Annotated in this window: 10 protein-coding genes; 6 read left to right on the plus strand and 4 right to left on the minus strand. The window is 68.5% G+C overall.

Annotation, left to right across the window (positions count from 1 at the left end; translation table 11 throughout):
• Positions 1-9: 9 nt before the first annotated feature.
• Positions 10-777 carry a 3-hydroxyacyl-CoA dehydrogenase gene (locus IT41_RS09860; RefSeq protein ID WP_036740764.1) on the minus strand — a complete coding sequence of 256 codons (768 nt, stop codon included), beginning with the start codon at positions 775-777 and terminating at the stop codon, positions 10-12.
• A 10-nt stretch (positions 778-787) separates the two neighbouring features.
• Complete coding sequence (locus tag IT41_RS09865) at positions 788-2,452, minus strand: acyl-CoA synthetase (protein WP_036740766.1); 1,665 nt, start codon at positions 2,450-2,452, stop codon at positions 788-790.
• A gap of 130 nt (positions 2,453-2,582) precedes the next feature.
• On the opposite strand from IT41_RS09865, the gene IT41_RS09870 reads away from it, so the two are divergent.
• A complete protein-coding gene (locus IT41_RS09870; RefSeq protein WP_036740768.1) occupies positions 2,583-3,569 on the plus strand; it encodes an AraC family transcriptional regulator in 987 nt (328 codons plus the stop codon).
• Positions 3,570-3,725: 156 nt separating this feature from the next.
• Positions 3,726-5,318, plus strand: a complete 1,593-nt coding sequence (locus tag IT41_RS09875; protein ID WP_036740769.1) for a solute:sodium symporter family transporter — start codon at positions 3,726-3,728, stop codon at positions 5,316-5,318.
• Positions 5,319-5,360: 42 nt separating this feature from the next.
• Here IT41_RS09875 and IT41_RS09880 read toward each other — a convergent pair whose 3' ends face one another.
• A complete protein-coding gene (locus IT41_RS09880) occupies positions 5,361-6,545 on the minus strand; it encodes a MalY/PatB family protein (protein ID WP_036740772.1) in 1,185 nt (394 codons plus the stop codon).
• A gap of 76 nt (positions 6,546-6,621) precedes the next feature.
• Here IT41_RS09880 and def (IT41_RS09885) point away from each other — a divergent pair, with 76 nt between their 5' ends.
• From def (IT41_RS09885) to IT41_RS09900, 4 genes are all read left to right on the plus strand, one after another.
• Positions 6,622-7,143 (plus strand): peptide deformylase, encoded by a 522-nt coding sequence (gene def, locus IT41_RS09885; RefSeq protein WP_036740774.1) that lies wholly within the window; start codon positions 6,622-6,624, stop codon positions 7,141-7,143.
• 45 nt (positions 7,144-7,188) lie between these two features.
• Positions 7,189-7,689: a peptide deformylase gene (gene def, locus IT41_RS09890; protein ID WP_036740839.1), complete on the plus strand. Its 501-nt coding sequence runs from the start codon at positions 7,189-7,191 to the stop codon at positions 7,687-7,689.
• A 66-nt stretch (positions 7,690-7,755) separates the two neighbouring features.
• Positions 7,756-8,661 carry a methionyl-tRNA formyltransferase gene (gene fmt, locus IT41_RS09895; protein ID WP_036740776.1) on the plus strand — a complete coding sequence of 302 codons (906 nt, stop codon included), beginning with the start codon at positions 7,756-7,758 and terminating at the stop codon, positions 8,659-8,661.
• Positions 8,662-8,787: 126 nt separating this feature from the next.
• Positions 8,788-9,336, plus strand: coding sequence for an HdeD family acid-resistance protein (locus IT41_RS09900; RefSeq protein ID WP_052081387.1), 549 nt, complete (start codon positions 8,788-8,790; stop codon positions 9,334-9,336).
• A 49-nt stretch (positions 9,337-9,385) separates the two neighbouring features.
• On the opposite strand, the gene hrpB is transcribed toward IT41_RS09900, so the two are convergent.
• Complete coding sequence (gene hrpB, locus IT41_RS09905; RefSeq protein WP_036740778.1) at positions 9,386-11,797, minus strand: ATP-dependent helicase HrpB; 2,412 nt, start codon at positions 11,795-11,797, stop codon at positions 9,386-9,388.
• Between the last annotated feature and the right edge of the window lie 130 nt (positions 11,798-11,927).

An 11,927-nucleotide genomic window follows, 5' to 3' on the forward strand; every position in this document is an offset into this window, starting at 1 on the left:
TTTCGGGGCCTATTTCGGGGCCATGCGGATGGCGCCGTCCAAGCGGATGACTTCGCCGTTCAGCATCTGGTTTTCGGCGATATGGCGCACCAGCGCGGCATATTCCTCGGGCTCGCCCAGGCGCGGCGGAAAGGGAACGGCGGCGCCAAGGCTGTCCTGCACCTCCTGGCTCATGCCGGCCATCATCGGTGTCCTGAATATGCCGGGCGCGATGGTCATGACCCGGATGCCGAACCGCGCCAGCTCCCGCGCGGCGGGCAGGGTCATGGCGGCGACACCGCCCTTGGAGGCCGCATAGGCCGCCTGCCCGATCTGCCCGTCAAAGGCCGCGACCGAGGCGGTGTTGACGATCAGCCCGCGCTCGCCGCCCTGCCCCGGCTCGTTCCTGGCCATGGCATCGGCGGCCAGACGCAGGATGTTGAATGTGCCGATCAGGTTGATCTGGATCGCGCGGGTGAAGCTGTCCAGATCGTGCGGGCCTTCGCGGCCGACGATGCGTTCGCCCGGGGCGACGCCGGCGCAGTTCACCGCGATGTCGATGCCGCCAAAGGCGTCAAGGGCTGCGCGGATCGCGGCCTGCCCCTGCTCGGCGCTGGTGACATCGGCGTGGACAAAGATCGCCGCCGCGCCCAGTTCGTCAGCCAGCGCCTGCCCGGCATCGGCATTCACGTCCAGCAGCACGGCGCGCGCGCCCGCGCCCACCGCCATGCGCGCCACCGCCGCGCCAAGGCCGGAGCCGGCGCCGGTGATCAGAAAGGTGCTGTTCTCGATCCGCATTCATCCGTCCTTATGCTTGCGCCTGTTTCTCGACCTCGGCCTTGCGCAGGATAAAGCGCTGAATCTTGCCGCTGGGCGTCTTGGGCAGATCGGCCACGAAATCGATCAGTTTCGGATAGGCATGCGCCGAAAGGCGCTTTTTCACATGGGCGCGCAATTCCTCGGCCAGAGTTTCGCTGCCCTCGAAGCCCTTGGCAAGGATGACGAAGGCCTTGACGATTTCGGTCCGTTCGGGATCGGGCACGCCGATCACTGCGGCCTCGACCACGGCGGGATGTTCGATCAGCGCGCTTTCCACGTCGAACGGCCCGATCCGGTAGCCCGAGGATGTGATCACATCGTCCGAACGCCCGATGAAGCTGATCGAGCCGTCGGGCTCAAATTCCACGCTGTCGCCGGTGCGGTAATAGCCCCCCGCCAGCGCCGGCGTCGCCTGGTTCAGATAGCCCGAGAACCACATCAGCGGCGATTTCGCCATGTCGATGGCCAGCACGCCCGGCTGGTTCGGGCCAAGCTCGCGCCCGTCATCGTCCAGCACCACGACGCGATAGCCCGGCATGGCCAGCCCCGAGGACCCCGCCCGCACCGGATGCTCCAGCCCGTGATGGTTGTTGACGCACATGCCCATCTCGGTCTGGCCGTAATGGTCGTGGATCGGCGCGCCCAGATTTTCCGCGAACCAGCGGATGATCTCGGGGTTCAGCGGCTCGCCCGCCGAACTGACCACGCGCAGCCTTCCCTTGACCGGCTCCGCCGCCTCTGTCCCCGCCGCGATCAGAAGCCGGAAGGCGGTCGGCGACCCGGCCAGGCTGGTCACGCCCAGCCGGTCGATGATGCGATAGGTCGATTCGGCGGTGAACCCGCCCTCGTAAAAGATCGTCGGCTGGCCCAGCAGCAGCGGCCCGGTCAGCGCATAGTAAAGCCCGTAGGCCCAGCCCGGATCGGCGATGTTCCAGAACGTATCGGTTTCGTTCAGCCCGATGGCGTCGCGCATATAGGCGCCAAAGGCCAGCAGCGCGCGCAGCGGCACCGGCACCCCCTTGGGCAGGCCGGTGGTGCCCGAGGTGGACATCATCATGAACAGATCCTCGCCCCGGCGCATCACGGGGTCGAATTCGGGGCTGGCAGCGTCCAGCGCGGCGCGGAAATCGACATCGCCCGGGGCCGGCGCCGCATCCGCGCCGATCACCGCGACGGGCGGGCAGCCGGGGATTTCGTCCAGCTTGGCGCGCTGCCCGTCAATGGTCACCACCAGCTTCGCGCCCGAGGTCGCCAGCCGGTGCTCGATCGCCTTGGGGCCGAAGGCGGTGAACAGCGGCTGATAGACCGCCCCCAGCCGCCATGCGCCCAGTACGGTGGCGACCAGTTCGACCCGGCGCGGCAACAGCCCCGCGATCACGTCGCCGGGCCGGATGCCCTGGGCGTGAAAGACATTGGCGGCGCGCGCCGACAGATCGCGCAGATCCTCGAACGTGTATTCGGTCAGTTCCTCGTCAGCCGTCAGGCAGCGCAGCGCCACGCGACCCGCGCCGGCATGGCGGTCGCAGCATTCCACGCAGGCGTTCAGCCCGGTTTCCAGATCGCCCTGCAAGCCGGCCATGGCTTCGTGAATGCTGAACCGCGCAACGGCGTCGTGATAGCCGGGACGCGCCCGGGCCGTGATCGTCTGGGTCATGATCGCTCCTCCTGCCGACTCTCCGCCGGATGCGGCCTCCGTGAGTCTGGCCGCAGGGTAGCGGGTTTCATATTGCAGACAATGACATTGCCGGACAGAATATCTGATCGGATTTGCAATATGGGGCGCGATGGAACGGCGCATCATCTCGGCCGGTTTCGTGCAGGACGCGCTGGCGGCCCTGACGCGGCGGGGGCTGGATCCCGCGCCGGCACTGGCGGCGGCGGGCATCGCCTCGGGCAACGAGCGGGTCTCGAACCTGCAATACGGGCGCATGTGGCTGGCCATCACCGCCATGATCGAGGATGAATTCTTCGGCCTTGCCGCGCGGCCGATGCGGCCGGGCAGTTTCAACCTTTTGTGCCAGGCCGTCCTGCACGCGCGCACGCTGGAGCATGCCCTGCGGCGCGCGCTGAGCTTTCTGCGCGTGGTGCTGGACGATCCGGCGGGCGAATTGCTGCAAAAGGACGGGCTGGCCGAGATCGTGCTGACCGACCGCGACCGGCCCCGGCTGGCCTTCGCCTATCGCGCCTATTGGCTGATCCTGATGGGGGTGATGTGCTGGCTGGTCGGACGGCGGATTCCGCTGATGCGGGTCGATTTCGCCTGCGCCGCGCCGGAAAACCGCAGCGATTACCACCAGTTCTTTGGCGCGCCGGTGCATTTCGACCAGCCGCGCAGCCGGCTGGTCTTTGCCGCGCATTACCTGTCGCTGACCCCGATTCGCAGCGAAAAGGCGCTGCAGGGCTTTCTGCGCGCCGCCCCGGCCAATATCCTGATCCGCTATCGCCACGATCAGGGCCTGTCCGCGCGCCTCCGCGCCCGGCTGCGCGCCACCCCGCCCGAGGACTGGCCGACCCTTGACCGGCTTGCCGCCGATCTGCGCCTGTCGCCCGCCACCCTGCGCCGCCGGCTGCGCGCCGAGGGGCAGAGCCTTTCCGCCATCCGCGACGAGATCCGGCAGGCGCAGGCGCGCATCATGCTGGCCGAAGGCAGGCTGAAGGTCGCGGAAATCGCCGCAAGGCTGGGCTATGCCGAACCAAGCGCCTTTCACCGCGCCTTTCTGAAATGGACCGGCACCAGCCCCGCCGCCTATCGCACCGACAAGCAGGGCTGACCGCCCGGAGCGAGGACGTCGGGGAACTCCGCCCATGGGCAAGAAAAGCGTTGCGATGCGGCGAGGGTTTGGCGCAGGCTGGAATTCCATATACTTACCCGCATCGGTGTGCGCCGTCAGGCCGCTGATGCGCATTTTTCTTGAGAAGGAGGCAAGATGTCGGCACTGAGCATCCTTTCATTCATCGGCTTTACCGGCCTTGTCGCGCTGCTGTCCTATTACCGGACGCGCGACACCGACGAGAATCAATCCGAGGGCTATTTCCTGGCCGGGCGTTCGCTGACCGCGCCGGTCATCGCAGGCTCGCTCTTGCTGACCAACCTCTCGACCGAGCAGATGGTCGGGTTGAACGGTCAGTCCTATTCCGAGGGCGTGCTGGTCATGGCCTGGGAAACGCTGGCCGCCATCGCCATGGTGGTCACCGCGCTTCTGCTGATCCCGCGCTATCTGCGCAGCGGCATCAGCACCATCCCCGGCTTTCTCGAAGAACGCTATGACACGCAGACCAAGGTCATCACCTCGATCCTGTTCCTGTCGGGCTATGTGATCGTGCTGATGCCGATCGTGCTCTATTCCGGCGCGCTGGCCCTTGCCACCATGTTCGACGTGCCGGGCACGCTGGGCGTTTCCAACACGGTGGCGCTGTGGCTGACGGTCTGGGCCATCGGCTCCATCGGCTCGATCTACGCGATCTTCGGCGGGCTCAAGGCGGTCGCGGTCTCGGACACGATCAATGCCATCGGGCTGATGATCGGCGGCGTCCTGATCCCGGTGTTCGGCCTGCTGGCCATCGGCAATGGCAGCCTGGTCGAGGGGATCTCCACGCTCTACAGCGAAAACCCGGACAAGTTCGTGGCCGCGGGCGGGCCGGACAGCTCGGTCCCGCTGGCCACCATCTTTACCGGCATGATGCTGGTGCAGCTGTTCTACTGGGGCACCAATCAGGCGATCATCCAGCGCGCATTGGGCGCCAAGAACCTGGTCGAGGCGCAAAAGGGCCTGCTTTACGCCGCCTGCTTCAAGATCCTCGGGCCGCTGATCGTGGTGCTGCCCGGCATCATCGCCTGGCATCTGTTCCAGGGCGATCTGGACATGGCCGACCAGGCCTATCCGCGACTGGTGAACGAGGTGCTGCCGGTCTGGCTGCGCGGCTTTTTCGCCGCCGTGCTGTTCGGCGCGATCCTCAGCTCCTTCAACTCGGCGCTGAACAGTTCGGTGACGCTGTTCGGGATGGATATCTATCGCCGCTTCTTCCGGCCCGAGGCGACGGATCCGCAGGTGGTCAGCGCCGGCAAGGCCTTTGGCATGGTGCTGGCGGTTGCCGCCATGCTGATCGCCCCCTCGATCGCCCATGCGCCGCAGGGCCTGTTCGGCTATCTGCAAGAGGTGAACGGCGCCTATTCGATCCCGATCCTGACCATTGTCGTGGTCGGCATATTGTCGAAAACCGTGCCGCCGATCGCCGCCAAGATCGGCCTGGCCTCGGGGGTGGTGCTCTATATCCTCAGCCAGTTCGTGCTGAAGCCGTCACTGGGCGAGGACGGCTATCCGCATTATCTGCATGTGATGTTCGTCCTGTTCGTGCTGAATGTCAGCATCATGCTGCTGATCGGCCGGATGCGGCCGATGGACCGGTCCTGGACGCCGCCCGGCGACAGCCCGGTGGACATGACGCCCTGGCGGATGGCAAAACCCGTCGGCCTTATGGTGGTGCTGGTCGTGCTGTCGACCTATGTGATCTTCCGCTAGGCGCGCGCGGGTTGCGGGCGGGCACGGCGCCCGCCCGGCCGTTCATTGCAGGTCGCCGAACGCCTCTTGCAGGCGTGCCACCGCCTCGGTCACGCGGGCGCGCGGGGTGGCGAGGTTGAAGCGCAGGAAGCTTTCGCCACCCAGCCCGAAGCTGGTGCCATGGTTGGCCGCGATACGGGCGTTCTTCTCGACCCGGCGGGTGAATTCGTCCCGCGCCATGCCAGTGCCGGCGAAATCGACCCAGGCCAGATAGGTCGCCTGCAAGGGCATCGAGCGCAGCCCGGGAATCGCGTTCACGCCCCGGTCGAATATCTGCCGGTTGCCGTCCAGATATTGCACCAGCGCATCGACCCATTCGGCGCCTTCGGGCGAATAGGCGGCGGCGACCATGCCCAGCCCGAACAGGCCCGGAGAGATGCCCAGGGCCGACATCCTGTCCCGGATGCGCTTGCGCAGGCCCGCATCCTCGATGATGAGATTGCCGATATGGGCGCCGGCGATATTGAAGGTCTTGGTCGCGGCGGTCAGCGTGATCAGGCGCGGCGCGGCATCGGGGGCCACCTTGGCCAGCACCGAATGGCGCGGCGCCCCGGGCAGGACCAGATCATGGTGAATTTCGTCCGAAACCAGGATCAGGTCGCGCTCGGCGCAGAAATCCGCGACCTCGCGCAGTTCCTGCGCGCTCCAGACCCGGCCGCCGGGATTATGCGGCGAACACAGGATCAGCATCCGCTCGCGCCCGGTCAGGCGGCCGGCCCAGCCCTGCCAGTCCATGCGGTATTCGCCGTCCCGCAGGGCCAGCGGCAATTCCACCACCTCGCGGCCCGAGGCACGGATGACGCGGGCAAAGGCGTGATAGACCGGGGTCATCAGGATCACCCCGTCGCCCGGCGCGGTCAGCGCATCGACACAAATCGCGGTGCCGTTGACCAGCCCATGCGCGGTCAGGATCCAGTCCGGCGCGATCTCCCAGCCGTGGCGGTTCGCCATCCACCAGCGGATCGCGTCGTCATAGCCCGCATGCGCGCCCGGATAGCCATAGACGCCATGGTCGGCCATCTGCTCGACCGCGCGCTGGACCGAGGCCGGCGGGCGGAAATCCATGTCCGCCACCCACATCGCGATGCCATCGCCCGGCGCCACGCCATAGGTCGCCTGCATGTCGTCCCATTTGGAACAGGCGGTGCCGGTGCGGTCGATGATCTCGTCGAAATCGGGTCTGGCCATGAGGATCCCTTTCCTGCTGCCCGCCGCAGCATAGCGACTTGTTGCGCAACGCCAAGGCTTGCCCTAGATCAACGCCATGACATTGCGCAGCATCATCCTCCATCCCGATCCGCGGCTGAAAAAGCCCTGCGCGCCCGTGGCCCGCATCACCCCCGAGATCGAGACCCTGGCCGCCGACATGCTGGCCACCATGTATGACGCGCCGGGCGTGGGCCTGGCGGCGCCGCAGGTGGGCGTGCTGTCGCGGCTTTACGTCATGGACTGCAACAAGGACCCCGAGGCCGAGCCGCAGCCCATGGTCATGGTGAACCCGGAAATTACCTGGCAGTCCGAAGGGCTGAACACCTATGAGGAAGGCTGCCTGTCGATCCCCGAGCATTATGGCGAGGTGACCCGGCCGGCCGAGGTGCGGGTGCAATGGCTGGGTCTGGACGGCAGGACGCATGAGCGCGAATTCGACGGTCTCTGGGCGACCTGCGCCCAGCACGAGATCGACCATCTGGATGGCAAGCTGTTCATCGACTATCTGGGCCCGATCCGGCGGCAGATGATCACCCGCAAGATGGTCAAGCTGAAGCGCGAGCGCGCCCGTGCCTGAGTGCGCTCGCCGCGCGGCGCGGATCTGGCTTCAAGGGGCGGGCCGATGACCGTGCGCGCCTTTATCCCCTATGGCGACCGCAGGCTGCACATGGCGGCCGAGCCGGTTGCCGCGATCACCGAAACCGTGCGGATGATCTGGGACGACATGATCGACACGATGGAGGCGATGCCGGGCGTGGGCCTTGCCGCGCCGCAGATCGGTATCGTGCAGCGGCTGGCGGTGGTCGATGCCTCGGAAAGGCGCGGGCAGGCGGTGCGCATGGCCAATCCCGAGGTGCTGCATGCCAGCGTGCAGCTGCGCGCCCATGACGAGGCCAGCCCCAATCTGCCCGGCGTCTTTGCCCGGATCGAGCGGCCCCGCGCGGTGACGGTGCGCTTCCTCAATGACGCCGGCGAGATCGAGGAGCGGGATTTCGTCGGCCTCTGGGCGACCTCGGTCCAGCACCAGATCGACCATCTGGACGGCAGGCTTTACGTCGATCACCTGTCGCCCCTGCGCCGCAAGATGCTGGTCGCGAAATCGGCCAAGCTGGCGCGGCGTTGAGGGCAGCCCGGGGGCGCTTCGCCCCCCGGACCCCCAGAGGATATTTGACATGAAAGAGAGGCTGTCATGCGCGTGATCTTCATGGGAACGCCGGATTTCTCGGTCCCGGCGCTGCGCGCGATCGCGGCGCGGCACGAGGTGATCGCCATCTATTCGCAGCCGCCGCGCGCCGCCGGGCGCGGGCAGAAGCCACGCCCCTCGCCCGTGCAGCGCGCAGCCGAGGAGCTGGGCCTGCCGGTGCGGGTGCCCGAGCGGCTGAACTCATCCGCGGAACAGGCGGCCTTGGCGGAGCTGGGCGCCGATGTGGCCGTCGTCGTGGCCTATGGGCTGATCCTGCCGAAGCCGGTGCTGGCGGCGCCGCGTCTGGGATGCCTGAACATCCACGCCTCGCTTTTGCCGCGCTGGCGGGGGGCGGCGCCGATTCATCGCGCGGTCATGGCTGGCGATGCCGAGACCGGCGTCGCCATCATGCAGATGGAGGCCGGGCTCGATACCGGCCCGGTTCTGGCCGAGGCGCGCACCGCCATCGGCGCGCAGGACACCACCGCCGATCTGCATGACCGGCTGGCCGGGATGGGGGCGGCGCTGATCGTCGAGACGCTGGAGCGGCTGCCCTTGCCCGCCACGCCGCAACCCGCCGAAGGGGTCACCTATGCCGCCAAGATCGACAAGGCCGAGGCGCGCATCGACTGGTCCCGCCCCGCGGCCGAGATCGACCGGCTGATCCGGGGGCTGTCGCCCTTTCCGGGCGCCTGGTGCATGGTCGGCGATGAGCGGGTGAAGCTGCTGCGGTCGCGGCTTGTGGCAGGGTCGGGTTCAGCTTCGGGCCGGGCCGGGCAGGTGCTGTCGGGCTTTGTCATCGCCTGCGGCGAAGGCGCCATCGAGGTGCTGGAGGCGCAACGCCCGGGAAAGCGGCCGATGCCCGCCGACGAGATCCTGCGCGGCATGAACCTGCCCGCGCGGCTGACGTGACCGGGCCGCGATGGCGGGCAAGGCCGCACACCCTTGACGCGCGGCGCGGCGCGGGGCCCTATCGAGGCTGAGGGATCGCGGGGCGCGCAGGTCGGAATCCACGAAAAAGGCATCAACATGGAAGATATGGCGAGACTGGTCCGGGTCATGGCGGCGAACTGGTGGGTGGTGCTGCTGCGCGGCATCGCCGCGATTCTGTTCGGCCTTCTGGCGCTGATCTGGCCCGGTCTGACCGTCTATGCGCTGCTGCTGGTCTTTGGCGGCTATGCCATCTTTGACGGAATCATGGCAATCACCGTCGGCTTTCAGCGCAGGACCGCGGACGAGGGCTGGTGGAGCTGGGCGCTGGACGGGTTCCTGTCCATCGTCATCGGGCTGATGGCGCTGTTCTGGCCGGCGGCGACGGCGCTGGTCTTTGTCATCTGGATGGCGGCCTGGGCGGTGATCGCCGGCATATTCCGGATCATCGCCGCGATTCGCCTGCGCAGGGATATCCAGGGCGAATGGGCCCTGGGGCTGAGCGGGCTGCTGCTGGCGGTCTGGGGGATCCTGATGGCGATGATCCCGGCCGCTGGCCTGCTGAGCATCGCCTGGCTGATCGGGACCTTCGCGCTGCTGATCGGCGTGGCGATGATCGTGCTGGCCTTGCGACTGCGCGGCATGAGGCAGGGCTGAGCGGGGCCAGCCGGGACCGCGCCGCGCGCGCCAATGGCGCAATCGCCGCTCAGGTGCCGCGCGGCTTGGCGCGCAGGGTCGGATCGGCCTCGAGCGGGTTCTCGGGCCAGAGGTGGCGGGGATAGCGGCCGCGCATCTCCTTGCGCACATCCGCGTAGCCGCCCATCCAGAAGCCCGGCAGATCGGTGGTCACGGCGATGGGTTTCTGCCCCGGCGACAGCATGGTGATGCGCAGCGGCCGCCCGGCCACGACCGGATGGCGCGCAAGGCCGAAAAGCTCTTGCAGTTTCAACTCGATCGAGGGGGTTTCATGGTCGTAATCGATCGCTACCCTGCGGCCCAGCGGCGTCACGAAATGCGCCGGCGCCGCGCGGTCGAGCCGCTGCTGGCCGTCCCAGCCGATGCGGGCGCGCAGGGCCTCGGTCAGGTCCAGCGCGCGCAGGTCGGCAAGCGTGCGCGCGCCGCCAAGGTAAGGCAGCAGCCAGTCGGGATCGGCCAGCAGGCTGTCGTCATCGACCGGCCCGAGTTCCGGGATCAGCGCGATACGGGCGCGCAGCCGGGCGGCCCCCGCGCTCCAGTTCAAGCCGTTGGCGCGCAGCCCGTCAAAGGCGGCGCGGGCCAGTGCCTGCGGGTCAGGATCGTCCAGCGCGCGGTCGGCCAGCACCAGCGCGCCCAACCGCTCCTGCCGGCGCGCAGAGACGCGGTTATCGCGGCGCGACCATTCGACCGTCTCGACGGTTTCGATTTGGTCGGCGAACAGCGCGCGCAGGTCGGATTCATCGACCGCGACGGCCATGCGGATACGGGCCTCGCGCGCGTCGCCATCCAGATCGGTCGCGACGATCAGGCGCTGCGCGGCCAGATCGTCGCCCTCGGGCAGGATCGCGCCCTTGCCGCCCGACAGCACATAGCGCGGCTGGTCGCCCTTGCGCCGCAGCCCGATCCGGTCGGGATAGGCCAGCGCGGCCATGGCGCCGGCGCTCAGGCCCGGGTCGCCCTTCGGAGCCATGCGGCGCAGGCGTTTCGCTTCGTCCCGGATACGGTGCAGCGCGCCGGGATTGACCGGCCAGGGGTGGCGGTCCTGATAGGCGCGCAGGTCGTGGATCGCGCGCAGCCGCAGGGTCAGGTCGGCGGGCGCGCCGGTCAGCGGATCGCGTTCACCGATCAGCGCCGCCAGATCGGCCGCGTCGCTGCCCGCCACGGCCAGCATATGCGCCAGGCGCGGATGCAGGGGCAGCGCCGCCAGCGCCCGGCCGTGGTCCGTGATGCGGCCCCCGGCATCCAGCGCGCCAAGATCGCGCAAGAGCGCGCGCGCCTCGACCAGCGCGCCTTCGGGCGGCGGCGTCAGAAAGGCCAGATCGGTCCCGTCCGAGCCCCAATTGGCCAGCTCCAGCGCCAGCCCGGCCAGATCGGCCACGGCGATCTCGGGCGGGGCAAAGGCGGGCAGTGCGCCCTCTTCGGCGCGGGCCCACATGCGATAGCAGATGCCCGGCGCGACGCGACCGGCGCGGCCGCGACGCTGTTCGGCCTCGGCCCGGCTGACGCGTTCGGTCACCAGCCGGGACATGCCGCTGCCGGGATCGAAGCGCGCCCGCCGCGCCCGCCCGGCATCGACCACCACGCGCACATCGGGAATGGTCAGCGAGGTTTCCGCGATCGAGGTCGCCAGCACGATCCGCCGCCGCCCCTGCGCCGGTTGCAGCGCGGCGCGCTGCGCCTTGAAATCCATGGCACCGAACAGCGGCACGATATCGCCGTCCAGATCGAGCGCGGCGGCCACGCGCCGGATCTCGCCCTCGCCGGGCAGGAAGGTCAGCAGGGTGCCGCCGGTCTCGCGCGTCTCGAGCGCGGCGCGGGTGACCAGCCGCGCTGCCTCGGGGATCAGGCGGTGGCCGGCGGGCAGCGGGCGGTCCAGCCAGCGCGTCTCAACGGGAAAGGCGCGACCTTCACTGCGGATCACCGGGGCCGCGTCCAGCAATGCGGCGACGGGTTCGGCGTCCAGCGTCGCGGACATTACCAGCAGGGCCAGATCGGGACGCAGCGCGGCGCGGGCCTCCGACGCCAGGGCAAGGCCCAGATCGGCATTCAGGCTGCGTTCGTGAAATTCGTCGAAGATGACGCAGCCGATCCCGTCCAGCCCCGGATCGGACTGGAGCATGCGGGTCAGGATGCCCTCGGTCACCACCTCGATGCGGCTGCCGGGCACGGATTCGCCCCGGATGCGATAGCCGACGGTCCGGCCAAGCGGTTCGCCCAGCGTCTCGGCCATACGCTCGGCCGCGGCGCGGGCGGCAAGGCGGCGCGGCTCAAGCATCACGATCCGGCCGGCGATCACCGGCAAAAGCGCCAGCGGCACCCGCGTCGTCTTGCCCGCGCCGGGCGGCGCCATCAGCACGGCGCGGCCATGCGCGGCAAGCGCGGCGGTCAGCTCGGGCAGGGCGTCGTCGATCGGCAGTCGCATCCGGGCGTTATGGCAAATGCGGCCCGGCCGCGCCAGAGACGGGTTTCGCAACGTCCGGGAACCCTTGTCCGGGCTTTTGCGCTTGTCTCTACACAAGGGCATCGGGGCTGCATATCTTGACCCCCGAAGA

Source organism: Paracoccus halophilus (assembly GCF_000763905.1).
Classification (GTDB): Bacteria; Pseudomonadota; Alphaproteobacteria; order Rhodobacterales; family Rhodobacteraceae; genus Paracoccus; species Paracoccus halophilus.

Bases quoted from the DNA above. Each gene is read 5' to 3' on its own strand.
- def (WP_036740774.1), top strand. From the start codon at position 6,622: ATGACATTGCGCAGCATCATCCTCCATCCCGATCCGCGGCTGAAAAAG.
- IT41_RS09865 (WP_036740766.1), bottom strand. From the start codon at position 2,452: ATGACCCAGACGATCACGGCCCGGGCGCGTCCCGGCTATCACGACGCC.
- IT41_RS09870 (WP_036740768.1), top strand. From the start codon at position 2,583: ATGGAACGGCGCATCATCTCGGCCGGTTTCGTGCAGGACGCGCTGGCG.
- def (WP_036740839.1), top strand. From the start codon at position 7,189: ATGACCGTGCGCGCCTTTATCCCCTATGGCGACCGCAGGCTGCACATG.
- IT41_RS09880 (WP_036740772.1), bottom strand. From the start codon at position 6,545: ATGGCCAGACCCGATTTCGACGAGATCATCGACCGCACCGGCACCGCC.
- IT41_RS09875 (WP_036740769.1), top strand. From the start codon at position 3,726: ATGTCGGCACTGAGCATCCTTTCATTCATCGGCTTTACCGGCCTTGTC.
- IT41_RS09900 (WP_052081387.1), top strand. From the start codon at position 8,788: ATGGCGAGACTGGTCCGGGTCATGGCGGCGAACTGGTGGGTGGTGCTG.
- IT41_RS09860 (WP_036740764.1), bottom strand. From the start codon at position 777: ATGCGGATCGAGAACAGCACCTTTCTGATCACCGGCGCCGGCTCCGGC.
- fmt (WP_036740776.1), top strand. From the start codon at position 7,756: ATGCGCGTGATCTTCATGGGAACGCCGGATTTCTCGGTCCCGGCGCTG.
- hrpB (WP_036740778.1), bottom strand. From the start codon at position 11,797: ATGCGACTGCCGATCGACGACGCCCTGCCCGAGCTGACCGCCGCGCTT.